At 33.5% G+C, this 17342-nt stretch carries 14 protein-coding genes; 1 reads left to right on the top strand and 13 read right to left on the bottom strand.

Going from position 1 to position 17342, the window contains the following annotated elements; all coding sequences use genetic code 11:
* Positions 1-50: 50 nt before the first annotated feature.
* From IDG45_RS06210 to IDG45_RS06175, 8 genes are all read right to left on the bottom strand, one after another.
* Entirely contained in the window at positions 51-509 is a 459-nt protein-coding gene (locus tag IDG45_RS06210; RefSeq protein WP_000785251.1) for a hypothetical protein, read from the bottom strand.
* A gap of 339 nt (positions 510-848) precedes the next feature.
* Positions 849-2153: a surface-displayed alpha-enolase gene (gene eno, locus IDG45_RS06205; protein ID WP_001121764.1), complete on the bottom strand. Its 1305-nt coding sequence runs from the start codon at positions 2151-2153 to the stop codon at positions 849-851.
* 129 nt (positions 2154-2282) lie between these two features.
* Positions 2283-3800: a 2,3-bisphosphoglycerate-independent phosphoglycerate mutase gene (gene gpmI, locus IDG45_RS06200; protein WP_001085505.1), complete on the bottom strand. Its 1518-nt coding sequence runs from the start codon at positions 3798-3800 to the stop codon at positions 2283-2285.
* Positions 3801-3802: 2 nt separating this feature from the next.
* On the bottom strand, positions 3803-4564 hold the full coding sequence (gene tpiA / locus IDG45_RS06195) for a triose-phosphate isomerase (protein ID WP_001260088.1): 762 nt from the start codon (positions 4562-4564) through the stop codon (positions 3803-3805).
* 121 nt (positions 4565-4685) lie between these two features.
* The gene (locus IDG45_RS06190; RefSeq protein ID WP_001074743.1) at positions 4686-5876 is read right to left on the bottom strand and encodes a phosphoglycerate kinase; all 1191 of its coding nucleotides are present in this window, start codon (positions 5874-5876) and stop codon (positions 4686-4688) included.
* Between the two features lie 138 nt (positions 5877-6014).
* On the bottom strand, positions 6015-7025 hold the full coding sequence (gap, locus tag IDG45_RS06185; protein ID WP_000279414.1) for a type I glyceraldehyde-3-phosphate dehydrogenase: 1011 nt from the start codon (positions 7023-7025) through the stop codon (positions 6015-6017).
* Between the two features lie 52 nt (positions 7026-7077).
* Positions 7078-8091, bottom strand: a complete 1014-nt coding sequence (locus IDG45_RS06180; RefSeq protein ID WP_000654030.1) for a sugar-binding transcriptional regulator — start codon at positions 8089-8091, stop codon at positions 7078-7080.
* 641 nt (positions 8092-8732) lie between these two features.
* Positions 8733-9362, bottom strand: a complete 630-nt coding sequence (locus IDG45_RS06175; RefSeq protein ID WP_000070823.1) for a DUF4887 domain-containing protein — start codon at positions 9360-9362, stop codon at positions 8733-8735.
* 702 nt (positions 9363-10064) lie between these two features.
* Between IDG45_RS06175 and IDG45_RS06170 the strand changes: the two genes are divergently transcribed.
* Entirely contained in the window at positions 10065-10967 is a 903-nt protein-coding gene (locus IDG45_RS06170) for a TIGR01777 family oxidoreductase (protein WP_000816306.1), read from the top strand.
* A 206-nt stretch (positions 10968-11173) separates the two neighbouring features.
* Here the strand turns inward: IDG45_RS06170 and IDG45_RS06165 are convergent, their stop codons facing one another.
* The 5 genes from IDG45_RS06165 to rapZ all read right to left on the bottom strand — a co-directional run bounded on the left by IDG45_RS06165 (position 11174) and on the right by rapZ (position 17107).
* Complete coding sequence (locus tag IDG45_RS06165; RefSeq protein ID WP_000675921.1) at positions 11174-12808, bottom strand: malolactic enzyme; 1635 nt, start codon at positions 12806-12808, stop codon at positions 11174-11176.
* Between the two features lie 181 nt (positions 12809-12989).
* Entirely contained in the window at positions 12990-13577 is a 588-nt protein-coding gene (gene clpP / locus IDG45_RS06160) for an ATP-dependent Clp endopeptidase proteolytic subunit ClpP (protein ID WP_001049165.1), read from the bottom strand.
* A 571-nt stretch (positions 13578-14148) separates the two neighbouring features.
* On the bottom strand, positions 14149-15093 hold the full coding sequence (gene whiA, locus IDG45_RS06155) for a DNA-binding protein WhiA (protein ID WP_000006551.1): 945 nt from the start codon (positions 15091-15093) through the stop codon (positions 14149-14151).
* Between the two features lie 110 nt (positions 15094-15203).
* A complete protein-coding gene (locus IDG45_RS06150) occupies positions 15204-16199 on the bottom strand; it encodes a YvcK family protein (protein WP_001248939.1) in 996 nt (331 codons plus the stop codon).
* Positions 16196-17107, bottom strand: coding sequence for an RNase adapter RapZ (gene rapZ, locus IDG45_RS06145; RefSeq protein WP_000369723.1), 912 nt, complete (start codon positions 17105-17107; stop codon positions 16196-16198). The genes IDG45_RS06150 and rapZ overlap by 4 nt, the downstream gene beginning before the upstream one ends.
* Positions 17108-17342: the final 235 nt, after the last annotated feature.

Genomic DNA, 17342 nt, shown 5'->3' with positions numbered 1-17342 from the left:
CTTATATACGACAAGTAGTATATCATATTTTTATTGTTAAAATCAATTTTCTAGCGATTAAATGTACTTTTACGTTTGATAGAAACAACAAGCATATAAATCGCTAATGCAATCGAACCTATAATAACAATTAAAATTGGCAATGTTAAGTACGCACCGTGTGCAGCTTTTATTGCTTGAATTGTGATTGATAAATTAATCAACGTAAACAAACTATTTGATACATAAACTGCAAACATAAACCACCACACATAAGTATGTCGATTCCAAAAAGTGATGAAGCCTGCTAGATAAGCCAAAATATACATAATACCAGTGAATCTAAAGCTGTTTAAAATGTAATCTATCGCTTTATCTGAAGTGTTTTGATTCGTTAAATTGAGTAATGCTTTGGCAGTCGCATTATCCAACGAAACAAAGTAATGAATAATCAACAATATTGAGAATACGATTGATGCAGTTGCAATAAAGCGTCCTGTTTTAATTTCTTTATTCGTTCTATCAGCCATTTGTTTACTCCTCATATATTTAAATACGTTCTATAAAACCTTTATTTAATTTTTACCTTTTAATAAAAGTGAATACCCTGTCATACAATATTCATTTCAACATAAATTTATTATACCAGTTTAAGAATACAAGTTAAATATGTGTTATTAGTTACCTCATGATTATTAGTCTGTTATGAATAATACTTCAAAATAAAAAACCTACCACAGTCTCAACTCTGTGGCAGGTTATAAATACAAGCGTGAACTTTTTAAGCGTGAACTCAAAAACTTTATTCAATTTATACCGACATAATAATCCTCAACTAAAATTATGGCAGTAATTAATGTTTAAAATGATTATTTATCTAAGTTATAGAATGATTTGATACCGTCATATTTAGCAGTTTCAAATAATTCATCTTCGATACGTAATAATTGATTGTATTTAGCAATACGGTCAGTACGTGATAATGAACCAGTTTTAATTTGACCAGCGTTTGTAGCAACAGCGATATCAGCAATTGTTGTATCTTCTGTTTCACCTGAACGGTGAGAAACTACTGCTGTGTAACCAGCTTTTTGAGCCATTTCGATTGCATCAAATGTTTCAGTTAATGTACCGATTTGGTTAACTTTAATTAAGATTGAGTTACCAATTCCGTTTTCAATACCTTTTGCTAAAATTTCAGTGTTTGTTACGAATAAATCGTCACCTACTAATTGTACACGGTCACCGATACGTTCTGTAAGTTGTTTCCAACCATCCCAGTCGTTTTCGTCCATACCGTCTTCAATTGTAATGATAGGATATTTGTCTACTAATTGTTCTAAGTAGTCAACTTGTTCTGCAGCTGTACGTTTTGCACCGTGTTCGCCTTCGAACTTACTGTAGTCATATACACCATTTTCATAGAATTCTGATGATGCACAGTCAAATCCTAAGAATACTTCTTCACCTGGTTTGTAACCAGCTGCTTCGATTGCTTGGATAATTGTTTCAACAGCATCTTCAGTACCTTCAAATTTAGGAGCGAAACCACCTTCGTCACCTACTGCAGTTTCTAAACCACGTTTGCTTAAAATTGATTTTAAGTTGTGGAAAATTTCAGTACCCCAACGTAATGATTCTTTGAACGTTGTAGCACCTACAGGTAAAATCATGAATTCTTGGAATGCAATTGGAGCATCTGAGTGAGAACCACCATTAACGATGTTCATCATTGGTACTGGTAACTGCTTACCATTAAATCCACCTAAATATTTGTAAAGTGGTTGACCTAATAAGTCAGCTGCTGCACGTGCTACTGCGATAGATACACCTAAAATAGCATTTGCACCTAATTTACCTTTGTTTGGAGTACCGTCTAATGAGATCATCATTTTATCAATAGATACTTGATCTAATACTGAAAATTCACCTTCAATAATTTCTGGTGCGATGATTTCATTAACGTTTTCAACTGCTTTAGTAACACCTTTACCTAAATAACGTGATTTGTCTCCATCACGTAATTCAACAGCTTCGTGTTCACCAGTTGAAGCACCTGATGGTACTAATGCACGACCAAATGCGCCACTTTCAGTTAATACTTCTACTTCAACAGTTGGGTTACCACGAGAGTCTAAGACTTCGCGAGCGTAAACATCTGTAATAATTGGCATGTTTATAATCTCCTTTAAATAGTTATTCTATAATTATTATAGCTTTATTCTTTCATTTAACAAAATGATATTACTATTATTTTCAAAAAATAAGTGTCATTAAGCGTTTACTTAACATCTTTTACAATATTAGTGTTTAATTAAAGATTCACCTGTCATGTCTTCAGGTTGTTCTACATTTAATAAATCTAATAATGTAGGTGCTAAGTCACCTAAGCGACCAGTTTCTCTAAGTGTAACGCCTTCTTTTGTTACAATCACTGGTACTGGGTTCGTTGTATGCGTAGTCATTGGTTGATCATCATCCGTCAATACTTGATCAGAGTTACCATGGTCAGCAGTAATAATTGCATAACCGTCCATGTCTAAAATCTTATCAACCACTTCGCCTAAACATTCATCAACCGCTTCGATTGCTTTGATGGTCGGCTCAAGCATACCACTATGTCCAACCATATCAGGGTTAGCAAAGTTTAAAATAATTAAGTCCAAGTCACCTTTATTTAACTCTTCTAATAATGCATCTTTAACTTCATAAGCACTCATTTCTGGTTTCAAGTCATACGTTGCAACTTTAGGTGAATCAATCAAACGACGACGTTCACCTTTAAATTCCTCATTACGTCCACCACTCATAAAGTAAGTAACGTGAGGATATTTTTCAGTTTCTGCAATACGTAATTGAGTTAAATTGTTATTTTGTGCAATTTCACCAATTGTGTTATTTAAATCGACTTTTTCGAAAACGATAGCCGCATCGATATTGTCATTATACTTAGTGAATGTTGCATAGAATAAATCTTTAACTTGTTCAACTTTAAAGCCTTCGAATGCTCTGTTCGCAAAAATTTCCGATAATTGTGCTGCTCTATCAGGTCGGAAATTATAGAAGATCACTGCATCTCCATCATTAACACCGTCATTTTGATTCTCAACGATGAATGGTACTACGAATTCGTCAGTTAAGCCTTCATTATAACTTGCTTCCACACCTTCTTTGGCAGTTGCATAAGTTGGGGCATCAAAGTTACGAATAGCGTTGTAAGCTTTTTCTTCACGTTCCCAACGTTTGTCACGGTCCATTGCATAATAACGACCAGACACAGATGCAAATTGACCAATACCTAATTCATTGAATTTAGCTTCAGTCTCTTCGATGTATTTCAAAGCGGATTTTTGATCTACGTCACGACCATCTAAAAATGCGTGTACGTAAACTTTTTCAACACCTTGTTTTTTAGCAAGTTCTAACAAAGCAAATAAATGTTTGTAATGACTGTGTACACCACCGTCAGACAATAAACCAAAGATGTGTAACGCTGAATCATGTGAATTCACGTGTGCAATTGCATTATTTAAAACATCATTTTCAAAGAAATCACCGTCTTCAATTGATTTATTGATTCGAGTTAAACTTTGATAAACGATACGTCCTGCACCGATATTCATATGACCAACTTCTGAGTTACCCATTTGTCCTTCAGGTAGTCCAACATCTAAGCCACTCGCTTCGATTTGAGTCGTTGGATATTTGTTGTAATAACGATCAAAATTAGGCTTGTTTGCTAATTTTACCGCATTACCATGTTCGCTTTCGCGGTTCGCAAAACCATCTAAAATAATTAACGCAGTTGGTTTCTTAGCCATGATTATTTTGCACCTTCTAACAATTGTACGAAATCTTCAACTTTAAGTGATGCGCCACCTACTAATGCCCCATCAATATCAGTTTGTGCCATGTATTCTTTAATGTTGTTAGGTTTAACACTACCACCATATTGAATACGAGTTGCTTCTGATACTTCTTTGCTTGATAAGTCAGCAATAGTTTGACGTACAAATGCACACATTTCATTCGCATCTTCAGATGTTGATGATTTACCAGTTCCGATTGCCCAAATTGGTTCATAAGCAATTATAACTGATTTAAGTTGATCTTCAGATAAACCTGCAACAGCTTTCTTAACTTGCTCACCTACAACATCGTTAGCTTTACCACTTTCACGCTCTTCGTCTGTTTCACCAACACAAATAATTGGAGTCATTCCATGTTTGAAAATAGCATGCGCTTTTTTGTTAATTTCTTCATCTGTTTCGTGGAATAATTCACGACGTTCAGAATGACCGATAACAACGTATTTAACGCCTAAATCTGCTAATGCAACTGGAGACGTTTCACCTGTGAACGCACCGTTATCTTCGAAATACGTATTTTGAGCACCGATTTCTAAACCTTGTGCTTTTCCTTCTTTAACTGCAGTAGTTAATGCATCTAATTGAATTGCTGGTGCACAAATTACTGATTCTACTTCTTTTGAATCTGGTAATGTTGGTAATGCATTGACGAAGTCTTTTGCTTCTTGTACTGTTTTGTTCATTTTCCAGTTACCAGCTATAATTGGTGTTCTCATTAAAGACACTCCTTGTTTTGTAAATATTTTTGAAAAGTGATGAAACACGATGTCATCTTGTGACTGTTTTCCCGTAACAATGTTAAACAAACATGCCACATCACTTTAAACTATCACTTTATTATTTATTATTGATTGCTTTGATACCAGGCAATTCTTTACCTTCTAAGTACTCTAATGACGCTCCGCCACCAGTTGAAATATGAGTGAAGTCATTTTCAAAACCTAAAGAAATTGCTGCTGCAGCTGAATCACCGCCACCGATAATCGTAATTGCATCTTTAAGGTTTGCAATTGCTTTACATACACCAATTGTACCTTGTGCAAAGTTACTGAACTCGAATACACCCATAGGTCCATTCCATACAACAGTGTGCGCACCTTCTAATTCATCTGCAAATAATTTTACAGTGTTTGGTCCAATATCCATACCTTCTTGGTCTGCTGGAATTGAATCTGATGGTACTACAGTAATTTTGGCATCATTAGAAAATTCTTTAGCAACTTTAGTGTCTACTGGTAATACAATTTTATCACCATGTTTTTCTAATAAATCTTTTGCGAAGTCGATTTTATCTTCTTCTAATAATGAAATACCAATTTCTTTACCTTGCGCTTTTAAGAAAGTATAAGCCATACCTCCGCCGATGATAATTTTATCAGCTATGTTAACTAAGTTTTTGATGACATTAATTTTGTCAGATACTTTTGCTCCACCTAAAATAGCAACAACTGGTTTATGTGGATCGTTAACTACGCCACCGATAAACTTAATTTCTTTATCCATTAAGAATCCAGCTGCAGTTTCTAAATGTGTAGAAATACCAACATTAGATGCATGCTCACGATGCGCAGTACCAAAAGCATCATTTACAAACACATCACCTAAAGATGCCCAGTATTTACCTAATTCTGGATCATTTTTAGATTCTTTTTTACCGTCTAAATCTTCATAACGTGTATTTTCAACTAATAATATGTCGCCTTCTTTAAGATCTTTAATAGCTGCTTCAAGTTTTTCGCCGCGTGTTTCCGGTACGAAAACAACTTCTTTATCTAATTTCTTAGATAAGTCTTCAGCAACTGGACGTAAAGTTAATTTTGCTTTATCACTTTCTTCTTTTACTTTACCTAAATGTGAAAATAGTACGATTTTACCACCTTGTTCGATGATGTATTGAATTGTAGGTAAAGCTTGAACGATACGGTTGTCATTAGTAATTTCACCGTCTTTTAAAGGTACGTTAAAATCAGCACGTACTAGTACTGTTTTACCTTTAAGATCTAAATCAGAAACAATTTTTTTAGCCATGGTGTTTCCTCCTTGTAATTAGGAAATTTTATATAAAAATAAGCGGAGAAGCGTTTGTGCTCCCCGCTTACTCATAAGCTTTAATTAATGCTAAATAGTTCTGAGCACTAGCGTATTTGAATAAAAACTATACTAAAATTATTTAGAAAGTTCAGCTAAGTATGCTAATGTACGAACTAATTGTGCAGTATATGACATTTCGTTATCATACCAAGCTGCAACTTTAACTAATTGACGGTCGCCAACTGACATTACACGAGTTTGTGTAGCGTCGAATAATGAACCGTAAGTCATACCTACAACGTCTGAAGAAACGATTTCGTCTTCAGTGTAACCGAATGATTCGTTTGAAGCATTTTTCATAGCTTCGTTAACTTGTTCAACTGTTACGTCTTGTTTTTCTAATACTACTGTTAATTCAGTTAATGAACCTGTAGCTACAGGAACACGTTGTGCACCACCATCTAATTTACCATCGATTTCAGGAATAACTTTACCGATAGCTTTAGCAGCACCTGTTGAGTTAGGGATGATGTTTTCTGCTGCTGCACGAGCACGACGTTTGTCACCTTTTCTGTGAGGTGCATCTTGTGTATTTTGATCACCTGTGTAAGCGTGAATTGTAGTCATTAGACCTTCAACTAAACCAAAGTCATCGTTTAAAACTTTAGCAACTGGTGCTAATGAGTTTGTAGTACATGAAGCACCTGAAACAACTGTTTCAGAACCGTCTAACTCTTGGTGGTTAGTGTTGAATACGATTGTTTTTAAGTCACCAGTAGCTGGTGCTGAGATTAATACTTTTTTAGCGCCTGCTTCAATATGAGCTTGTGCTTTATCTTTATCAGTGTAGAAACCAGTACATTCTAATACTACATCGATATTTAAGTCTTTCCAAGGTAATTTGCTTGCATCTGGTTCACTGAATGATTTAACTTCTTTACCATTTACGCGGAAACCACCATCAACTACCTCTACTTCACCTGTGAAACGACCTTGCATAGTGTCATATTTTAATAAATGCGCTAACATGTCGTCATCTGTTAAGTCGTTTACTGCTACAACTTCAAGACCTTCTACTTCTTGAATTCTTCTGAATGCTAAACGACCAATTCTACCAAAACCATTAATTGCTACTTTTACTGCCATTATAATGGCCTCCTTTAAAATGATATTTAAAAAGTATTAAACTTTTTATCTCTTATTCAAGTATTATCTTTGCTGCGGCTTCATCAGTGATTAACACTGTATTCTTGGGTGCAATCGTCAAGTATGCTTTAATTGCTTCACCTTTCGATTTGCCTCCTGCAACTGCAAAAATAAAGTCTTTTGATTCAAGGTCTTCTAATTGAAGTCCAATTGTTTTAACCTTATGAACAATTTGACCTTGTGTATCAAAATAATAACCAAATGCCTCTCCGACAGCTTGATGATGTTGAAGTTGTTCAATGACCTTTTCAGGTGATTGACGTCGATGCGCCATCTTCAGCGCATCACCAATGCCGTGTAATATAACGTTTGCTTGTTTAATTTTGTCTAAAGTGTTTATGACTGATGGCTCTAACAACAATGTGTTATATGTTGTTTCGCTGACATTATCAGGTACATACATCGTCGTATAATAACCGCCAGCTTGTTGTGCCATACTGGCTGCAATTGTGTTTGCCTGAAAGACAACATTTTCGCCTAGTCCACCTCTGGCTGGTACGAAGAATACATTATATGGTAATAAATGAATTGCTTCACTAACACATGCCATCGTGGATCCGCCAGTTACAGCAACTATCGCATCTTCTTGTAATATGCCTTCAAGTAATTGACCTGCTTGTCTACCTAATTCTGTTTTAACAGATTGACTATTATCAGCATCACCAGGAACAACATGAACTTCCTTAATTTGAAATTTATTCTTAATACCTTCTGACAGACGATTGTCATCTGCATAGATATCAAAGTAACCTTTCAATTGCGAAATCAGTTGCTCACCTTCAGCTGTAATTTCCATTCCGGTAGGCTTAACTTTTATCAAATCTTGTTTCTTAAGCATATCTGTTTCAGAACGCAGTACACGTTCAGTCATATCCATATGTTCGCTTAAACTTCGACGTCCGACAGGCTGATTTTTTGAGATAGTAGTAAGAATAGAAAAACGTTTATACATTTTATCTATGAGATCCGGTATAAGCTTTTGCTGTGCTTGCAATAAGTCTTTCACTACTACCTCCTCCTTATATTTATAAATGTAAATAAGGATATATCACAACCAGTGGTTGCCTTTTTAAGTCCCACGTGGGACAAAAATTAACCTCTTTACACTTGCAATAGTACTATTCTATTTCAAAAATTGCAAGCATAAAACTTAAATTTTCTAAATAATTTGATAAAGCGCTTGCAATATATTTTCGATTTGTTATACAACAAAACGTTTTATTTTATTCGCTGTAGTCAAATGTATACCCTTATACTGACTCGCTAATCATTTGCTTATTATTTGAGATTAGGACATAAATCAATGCTCTAAAATCCGAAAAGTTACATTGGCAGTAGTTGACTGAACAAAATTGCGCTTGTAACAAGCTTTTTCCAATTAAAGTCAGGGGCCCCAACATAGAGAATTTCGAAATGAAATTCTACAGGCAATGCAAGTTGGGGTTGGACGACGAAATAAATTTTGCGAAAATATCATTTCTGTCCCACCTCACTCAAAATAAATTTCACTATCCGCAAAACAAACAACTAACTATTTAAGTATCATCTCTCCCCTAATTAACAATTATAAAAATAAGAACCAATATTCGAGACAACCTAATTAATTGTGTTGTCTGTCATACTGGTTCATTTTTGTTTGACTAAATACTACTTATCATTAGCATTATTTTGTTTATTTGTTGTTGATTGGCTATTTTGTTGTGGTGCTTGTGGTTTTGCTTGTTGATTTGATTGATTGTTTTGTTGATTATTATTTGGCTTTGGTGTTGGTTGTTGCGGCTGTGGTTTAGGCTGAGCTGGTTGTTTATTATCATCAGTTTTCTTCTGATTATCATCTGATTTATCTTGAGATGCTTTGTCATCCTTATCTTTCGACTCATCCTTTGATGCTTTATCATCATTCTCTTCTTTAGCAGGAAGTTGCTTTGTAGGTGCTTGTTGCTGAGGTGGCACATATTGATATTGATTCTGCTGTGGCAACTGCTGATATTGGTTTGCTTGTGAATCTAGCTCATTCTGCTCTTTTTCCTCTTGTTGCTTTTTCTTTCTCTCTTTTTCTGCATTTTCTTTTTGACGCTTTTCTTTTTGTTCCTGCTTTTGTTCGTTCAACATACGTTCTTTAGCTTTATTCGAATGATCTACATATGCAAAAATTGCAAATACTAATCCTCCGAGTAATAGCAATACCGTCGCAATGCTAACTACTTTCGCTGTTGTACTCATTTTCTTCTTACTTCCATCTTCATTTTTATTGTAGTCGTAATTTTGATTCGACATACTCTCCCTCACTTCAAACTAATTTAAATATAGAAATTATCGCGCAACCATTAACATTTTCACAACTAATTTGCTTACCTAGTTTCTACAAATATTAATAAACATTTACTCTTTTTGCCTTCTTCAACTTTAAACTGTATTCACTATTACTCACTCGTAAATCGGATTCATTTTTACAAAGAAATAGTAGTCTTATATATCTTAACATTTAATAACTAAATCAAACATATTTTGAACCTTTTTTTGAAAATTAACATATTAAACTTTTTGATTTTACAACAAATTATAGCTACGTATTGAAAATTAAAGCATTAGTTTAAGTGTTGTGTTAAAAGTTTTTATGTTTAGATTGTTATATTACTATGTATTCTTAAATTTGTTTAAAAAATTAATGCTTTGAATTGATGTATAATGGGAATAAGAAATAAATAAAAACGACCCGCACGATAAACGTACGGGTCCACTACTAAAGGGAGTCAAATTTTTACCTTCGTTTGTATCATGCAGCGTTTTACACATACTTTTAAGAGATGTTTATTCGTTATCGAAGGTACACCTTTATTATAACTTATATCATTTTTATTAAAATACAATTCAAAAAAAGTTATTGACATATTATTGTCTAAATAATGTATAACCTTTGAACAACAATAATGATTATTAAATAGTAACTAAATACAAAATTACATGGGGTGAATGATAATGAAACAATACTTAATTACTGGTGGAACTGGTATGGTTGGATCTCAATTAGTTAATGAAATCAAAAAATCAGATTCACATATCACGATATTAACGCGACACGACCAAATTTCAAATGATAAGAAAATTTCATATGTCAACTGGGCTAAATCTGGGTGGGAACACAAAGTTCCTCAAAATATCGATGTGGTCATCAACTTAGCAGGTGCTACATTGAATAAACGATGGACACCGGAATATAAACAAACGCTAATGCTAAGTAGAATTCAATCTACGCAAGCTTTATATGAATTGTTTAAGTCACGTAATAAAGCACCTAAAGTTTTATTTAATGCTAGTGCCACTGGTTACTATCCTCCTGATTTATTTATGAGTTACACAGAAGTTTATAAAACTTTACCATTTGATTTCTTATCAGATATTGTGTATCAATGGGAACGTTTCGCACAACAAATTGAACAATTAGGTACGCGAGTTGTCATCGGTCGTTTCGGTATAATTTTATCGAATGAAGGCGGTGCGTTACAAACAATGAAACTACCATACGAATATTACATTGGTGGTAAATTAGGTTCTGGTCAACAATGGTATTCATGGATCCATATCAATGATTTAATTCAAGCTATTTTATTTTTAATAAATAACGAGTCAGCTAGTGGTCCGTTTAATTTAACTGCACCTATACCTGAGCGTCAAAATTTATTTGGCTACACTTTAGCAAGAGCTATGCATAAGCCTCATGAAACTTGGGCACCAAGTCTTGCAATGCGTCTCATACTTGGTCAAATGTCAACAGTAGTATTGGATACTCAAAAAGTATTACCTAATAAAATTCAAGCATTGGGATTCCAATTTAAATATAGTAATTTAAAAATGGCACTTGAAGATTTAATTAGTAAGTGAGTGGGACATTGATCTCTCCTACTCCACTTCAAGCAAAAAGTCTAGGAGATAATTCGTTAAATCTCTCTAGACTTTTCTATTTGCTAATATTACATATAGATATAACTTTAAAGTCACTTATGAATATTGGTTGATTAATTTTAAAGTAAATACGAAAAGGCCACTTGAAATAAAATGTTCAAACGACCTTTTACTACTTTATAAAATTAAATATATGATTTGTATTCAGGATACCAAATTTCAGCTTCAATTGCTTTGTCAATATCATCAATAGTTTCAGCGTTTAATCCTTGATCAATGACACTTTGTGCAACCGCTTTGGCTATGGCACGAGAACATTGATGTATTTTCTCGACAGGTGGTAAGACTGCAGCACCTGGTTCATCTGGATTGACCATGCCACCAAGTGCATGACTCGCAGCTGATAGAATCTGTTGATTTACTTTCTTCGCTTTTGACGCAATAAGGCCCAAACCTAAACCAGGATACATCAATGCATTATTTGCTTGACCAATACTGTAATTCACACCATTGTATTCAATGTCATTATATGGGATACCAGTTCCAATTAATGCTTTTCCGTTAGTCCATTTTAATAAATCTTGTGCAGTTGCTTCTGCTAATTTTGTAGGATTAGACAATGGGAAAATCATTGGACGTTCTGTATGTTTTAACATCTCTTTTACTGCATCTTCTGTAAATGCACCTGTTTGAGTTGATGTACCGATTAAAACAGTAGGCTTAATATTTTCAATTACTTCTTTTAAATTTTTCCAGTTTACTGTATTTGAAAATTCATTCCTATTTTTAGCAAATACTTGTTGCGCTTCAGTTAAATCATCCATATCATCAAACAACAATCCTTGTTTATCCATAATATAGAAATGCTGATTTGCTTTTTCTTCTGAAACACCCTGTTTAATTAGTTCATCTTTTAAAATATTGGTAATACCCATACCAGCTGTACCACCACCATAAACTAAAAACGTCTGATTCGTATAATCTACTTTAGAAATATTTAATGCACCTAGTACGCCAGCTAATGTAACTATACCTGTACCTTGAATATCATCATTAAAAGTTGGTAACGTATCTTCATATTTATCTAAAATATTTTTGGCATGCCCTCTACCAAAATCTTCCCAATGTAATAGTGCATTAGGATATTCTTTACGCACTGCACTCACAAATTTATCTACAAATGCGTAATATGTCTCATCATCGACACGTTTATGACGATTTCCTAAATAAAGGTCATCCTTTAGTAATTGTTCATTATTAGTACCTACATCTAAAGATACAGGTAAGACTTGTGAAGGATTTATTCCAGCTGCTGCTGTATATACTATTAATTTTCCTATCGCAATATCTACACCATCAACACCCCAATCGCCGATACCTAATATACCTTCCGCATCTGTCACTACGATTAATCGAATATCTCTGCCATTTGCAACGTTGCGCAATTCTTGTTCAATTTGATCTTGTCTATCAACAGATAAAAATACTGCATCTTGGGGTCTGCTGAAATTCTCATTATATTGTTCAATCGATTGGGCAATAACAGGGTCATAAATAATTGGCATAAATTCAACTAAATGCTCTGAAGTCAATTTGTAAAACAATGTACGATTACGATTAAAAATTGCCATTAAAAATAAACGTTTCTCAAAATCGGTTTGTTTCGCCTTGAATTGTTCATAACATTGTTCTGCTTGTTGTTCTAAAGTTCGAACATTCACAGGTAATAAACCTTCAAGCCCTAACTGTTTTCTTTCTTCGTTAGTAAAAGCTGTACCTTTGTTTAAAAATGGATTGTTAAGTAATTCAATGCCTTTCATAAAATCATCCTTTATATTTGTTAGATTGTAGAACCGCAGACGCAACGTGTCTAATTAAATTCTCACAAATATTTTTACCCGTTATTTTTTGCTTTTACTCAAAATATTTCGAACAATTTATCTATACCTAGTTTTACTCATACAAAAAGAGCAGACTGCTTAGTCTACTCTTTACTTTGAATTATTTTGTTTCAGGTACCATCACTTCATCAATTAAGCCATATTCTTTAGCTTCTTCTGCAGTTAAGAAGTTATCACGATCTGTGTCTTTTTGTATTTTTTCAATACTTTGACCAGTACGCTCTGATAAAATGCGGTTTAATTTTTCACGTGTTTTTAAAATGTGATTTGCAGCAATTTCGATTTCAGTTGCTTGTCCTTGAGCACCACCTAATGGTTGGTGAATCATTACTTCTGCATTTGGTAACGCGAAGCGTTTACCTTTTGCACCAGCTGCTAATAAGAATGATCCCATTGATGCAGCCATACCGATACAAATTGTTTGAACATCAGGTTTAATGTGTTGAATTGTATCATAAATCGCAAAACCAGCTGTTACACTTCCACCTGGTGAATTAATGTATAAATAAATATCTTTCTCTGAGTCTTGTGCTTGTAAGAATAATAACTGTGATACGATTGAATTTGCTACGTTGTCATCAATTTGTGAACCTAACATAATAATACGGTCTTTTAATAAACGTGAGTATATATCGTATGCACGTTCACCACGATTTGTTGTTTCAATAACTGTAGGAATTAAATTCATCTATATTTCCTCCTTGTAATAACTGTTACTCATTATTTTACATATTAAGTCAAATTTGGTCAAACACTTTGACTTTATATAGCTACATTGTTTGACGCTTGTCTCTTTCCTTTGTAAACTGATAATATCTATTTTAGATTGTACTTATTTTACTTCTGATAGTACAGTGATTTGATTAACATATTTACTCCTTGTGGTGTAATGGATAACACGTAAGATTCCGGTTCTTAAGATAGGGGTTCGATTCCCTTCAAGGAGGCATTTAAATAAAATACAATACTTTTCAATACAGAGAATCCCGCAATGTCGGGATTCTTTTTATGCTGATTTTGTTTTGTCTATGATCAGGGACTTTCAGGGACTCAATTAATTATCACATTCACATTTTCTTATGACCAAATTGATATATATGATGCTACTTAATGAGAAAATTAGGTAACGCTTGGTTATTGAATTTCCTTCATTAAACTTTCCAGCTCAATTTAATAGTTAGTCGACTATTATTCATTACACACTTTTTAATCATAAAAAAGGTATTTTTGATAATTCAATACCAAAAACACCTTCTTACTTATAATTCTATTTGTTCACCATTTCTAATCTTGTCGGCTAAATCATTAAGTTTTCTTAATCGATGATTTACACCTGATTTTGAAATTGGACCAGTTGATACCATTTCTCCAAGCTCTTTCAACGAAATTTCTTGATGTTCTACTCGAATTCTAGCAATCTCTCTCAACCTGTCTGGTAAATTTTCAATACCAATTTCTTTATCAATCAATTTAATGCTCTCAACTTGTTTCATCGCAGCACTAACTGTTTTATTTAGATTTGCCGTTTCACAATTAACGAGTCGGTTAACAGAATTACGCATATCTCTTACAATACGTACGTCTTCAAATTTTAATAACGCTTGATAGCCACCTATCAAACTAAGAAAATCCGAAATCTTTTCCGCTTCTTTTAAATACGTAATACTTCCTTTTTTTCGCTCTAAATGTTTGGCATTCAACTCATAACTATTCATTAGTTTCGTTAAGCCTTCTGCATGACTCTCATTTTGAGAAAAAATTTCCAAATGGTACGAAGATGTTTCGGGGTTATTCACTGAGCCACCTGCCAGAAAAGCTCCTCTCAAGTAACTGCGTCTCATTTCGTCATCTTGAATCATTGAATGATCAATTTCATGCGTAAAAATGCCGTCTTTTAAAATTCCTAATTCATCAAGAATTTCTTTCGCTTTCATCTTTGTACGACAAATATAAATATTATTTTTTTTAAGTTTCATTTTTTTACGGACTAATATTTCAACTTCCACATTAAAGACACGTTTAATCAATGAATAAATACGTCTTGCCGTTGTTGCATTTTCCGTTTGAACATTTATAACAAATTGTTGATTTGAAAGACTAAGTGCACCATTCATTCGAATCAGTGCACTGAGCTCTGCTTTTGCATTCATTTCATCGACGTCTATTCTAGTTAATTCATTTTTCATTTCTGATGCAAAGCTCATCGTACAGTCATTCCTTTCTTATTTAAAACATGATTCACCTTAGAACCACTGTCTATTTTCATTTTTTTACACAGCTCTATTATCATATCATAATATGATTACGTTCTATATTATTTACGTTTATCACTTGGTACGAAAGGAATAGTACTAATTAATTCTAAAGCTATGTCATAAATCATTGTCGATAACACTTTAGTATTATGCCTTACTAAATGATTTTCAGAAATTTCAACTAAATTTGAAGATGTTTTTACATTTATGCTTTCTTTTTCAAGTTCAGCCTTATTAACTTCAACTGGTTTAGAATGTTTTTCTTCATATTTTTTCAAAACTTGAGCATTGAAAGTTTGAGTACTACAAATGACATAATCAATAAACGGTTGTCCAGCTTGTCTATGAATCGCGTCGATATGATCTTTCACGCTATAACCATCTGTTTCCCCAGGTTGCGTCATCACATTAGATACATATAGCTTAGGCGCATCAGAATGAATTAACGCATCTGAAATACCATTGACACATAAGTTAGAAATAACGCTCGTATATAATGACCCTGGTCCAAGAACGATTAAATCTGCTTCTCTTAAAGCATCGATTGCTTCTTCCATTGGTTGCACATCGTTAGGTTCTAAAAACACACGATCAATTTTTTTATGTTTTTTAGGAATATTTGTTTCTCCAAAAACAATTTCTCCATCTTCCATAACAGCATTTAATTGCACACTTGTATTTGTAGATGGAATGACTCTACCTTTAATATTTAAAATTTTACTTAATGCTTTAATGGCATGTCCGAAATCATTCGTAATATTAGTCATACCTGCGATTAATAAATTACCTAATGAGTGACCGCTAATTTGATTTTCTTCAAAACGATACTGAAAAAGTTGGCTTAAAACTGACTCAGAATCACTTAAAGCTGCAATCACATTTCTGATGTCTCCTGGTGCTGGTATATCCATTTCATCTCTGATTTTCCCTGTACTCCCACCATTATCAGCAACTGTTACAATCGCTGTAATATCAATTGGGAATTCTCTTAATCCCCTAGCCATGACTGATAAGCCAGTGCCACCACCGATAAGTACAACTTTTATTTGTCTCATTTTTTCTCGCCACTTTCAATATGTGCGTCCCTATGATGCACATAAACATTATATTCAAATACTTCATTTAGATAATTACCTAGTCGTTCTGCTAATGCTACAGATCTATGTTGTCCACCCGTACAACCGATGGCAATTACTAATTGAGATTTCCCTTCTTTTTTATACCCGGGTATCATAAAATCTAACAAATCAGTTAATTTTTCAAAGAAAATCTCTGTCTCTTTCCATTTCATAACATAATTATAAACGTCTTTATCTAATCCTGTTAAAGGTCTTAAATCTACTACATAATATGGATTTGGTAAAAATCGTACATCAAATACTAAATCTGCATCCATCTGAATCCCATGTTTAAAACCGAAACTTGTGACATTAATTGTAAAAGTTTCAAACTCTTCATCTTCATAGTATCGACGAATGCGTTCTTTTAATTCTTTAGGTGATAACTTTGTAGTATCTATAACAAAATTAGCTATACTTCTAATTTGAGACAAATGCTCTCGCTCTTCATTAATTGCATTGATTAACGATCTCTTACCTTGTTCCATCAAAGGATGTGCACGACGCGTTTCCTTATATCTTGAAATTAATTTTTCAGTACTAGCTTCTAAAAACATAACATCAATGATGACGTCACTTTCACTTTTGACTTTATCCACTACTGCAACTAATGAATTAAATAGTTCCTTACCTCTTAAATCAATTGCAATTGCCACTTTTCTTAAGGATGGATTTCCTTGTTCCATCAACTCTACAAATTTAGGCAATAACACTGGTGGTAGATTATCTACACAAAAATATCCCATGTCTTCTAAACATTGAATAACCAAAGATTTACCTGCACCAGATAAACCTGTGACAACTAATAGTTCACTTTTACTTTTTTCTTTTTCATTATTATCCATTATTTTTTCACCGCCAAAACGAATTTCATGATGTTAATTTAAATGTTCTATGACAAAATTAAGCAACGATGTTTTATATTTATTTTTAACTATGTCTAGATTAAATTTCTAAAAATATACATCATTTAAAAGGAGCTTAGGACATAAATCAATGTCCTAGGGTCTATAATATTATATTGCTAGTAGTTGACTGAATGAAAATGCGCTTGCAACAAGCTTTTTTCAACTCTAGTCA

This window comes from Staphylococcus sp. EG-SA-10, from assembly GCF_017151945.1.
In the GTDB taxonomy this organism is placed as follows: Bacteria; Bacillota; Bacilli; order Staphylococcales; family Staphylococcaceae; genus Staphylococcus; species Staphylococcus aureus.
Note: the sequence above shows the minus strand (reverse complement) of the source record. Positions and strands in the feature narration are given on the sequence as shown.

What these genes read in the sequence shown, in the direction of transcription:
- IDG45_RS06170 (WP_000816306.1), top strand. Translation starts at nt 10,065, where the DNA reads ATGAAACAATACTTAATTACTGGTGGAACTGGTATGGTTGGATCTCAA.
- IDG45_RS06175 (WP_000070823.1), bottom strand. Translation starts at nt 9,362, where the DNA reads ATGTCGAATCAAAATTACGACTACAATAAAAATGAAGATGGAAGTAAG.
- gap (WP_000279414.1), bottom strand. Translation starts at nt 7,025, where the DNA reads ATGGCAGTAAAAGTAGCAATTAATGGTTTTGGTAGAATTGGTCGTTTA.
- IDG45_RS06150 (WP_001248939.1), bottom strand. Translation starts at nt 16,199, where the DNA reads ATGAGACAAATAAAAGTTGTACTTATCGGTGGTGGCACTGGCTTATCA.
- tpiA (WP_001260088.1), bottom strand. Translation starts at nt 4,564, where the DNA reads ATGAGAACACCAATTATAGCTGGTAACTGGAAAATGAACAAAACAGTA.
- IDG45_RS06210 (WP_000785251.1), bottom strand. Translation starts at nt 509, where the DNA reads ATGGCTGATAGAACGAATAAAGAAATTAAAACAGGACGCTTTATTGCA.
- IDG45_RS06165 (WP_000675921.1), bottom strand. Translation starts at nt 12,808, where the DNA reads ATGAAAGGCATTGAATTACTTAACAATCCATTTTTAAACAAAGGTACA.
- IDG45_RS06190 (WP_001074743.1), bottom strand. Translation starts at nt 5,876, where the DNA reads ATGGCTAAAAAAATTGTTTCTGATTTAGATCTTAAAGGTAAAACAGTA.
- gpmI (WP_001085505.1), bottom strand. Translation starts at nt 3,800, where the DNA reads ATGGCTAAGAAACCAACTGCGTTAATTATTTTAGATGGTTTTGCGAAC.
- whiA (WP_000006551.1), bottom strand. Translation starts at nt 15,093, where the DNA reads ATGAGCTTTGCATCAGAAATGAAAAATGAATTAACTAGAATAGACGTC.
- eno (WP_001121764.1), bottom strand. Translation starts at nt 2,153, where the DNA reads ATGCCAATTATTACAGATGTTTACGCTCGCGAAGTCTTAGACTCTCGT.
- clpP (WP_001049165.1), bottom strand. Translation starts at nt 13,577, where the DNA reads ATGAATTTAATTCCTACAGTTATTGAAACAACAAATCGTGGTGAACGT.
- rapZ (WP_000369723.1), bottom strand. Translation starts at nt 17,107, where the DNA reads ATGGATAATAATGAAAAAGAAAAAAGTAAAAGTGAACTATTAGTTGTC.